Source organism: Cognatundibacterium luofuense (assembly GCF_018139685.1).
GTDB classification, from domain to species: Bacteria; Pseudomonadota; Gammaproteobacteria; order Burkholderiales; family Burkholderiaceae_D; genus Undibacterium; species Undibacterium luofuense.
Genome location: NZ_JAGSPN010000309.1, coordinates 1 through 358 on the forward strand (window position 1 = coordinate 1; position 358 = coordinate 358).

Sequence of the window (358 nt, forward strand, 5' to 3'; positions counted from 1 at the left end):
CGATGGTCAGCGCTTCACTCTGGCTGATACTGGCCGCAGGTGGAGCAGGCATGGCCTCGCTGCGAGACTGTGATCGGGCCGGTGAGCTGGCAAGTGAGCGCGCAGGCGGTACTGTGCTTGGCGTGATCGCTGCTGTGACGGGAGGCCGGACACGCATTTGTACGGTCATGGGAGCCGGCTTGGGACTGAGCGCAGGCGTGGGCCGTATGCTGATTGCACCCCATTGCCACAGCAGCAGATGACCCGCCAGCGCCAGGCCGGCAAACCACAGATAGTGCATGCGTCCGGGCGGCGTCGCGGTCATCATTTGGCTGGGTGTGTAAGACATACCCGCAGTGTAAACTGACTTCAGCAGGAT

1 pseudogene is annotated in these 358 nt (G+C 62.8%); it reads right to left on the minus strand.

The window, feature by feature from the left end:
- A pseudogene (locus KDM89_RS20550) lies at positions 1 to 328 on the minus strand (hypothetical protein); the annotation flags it as partial.
- Positions 329 to 358 lie beyond the last annotated feature (30 nt).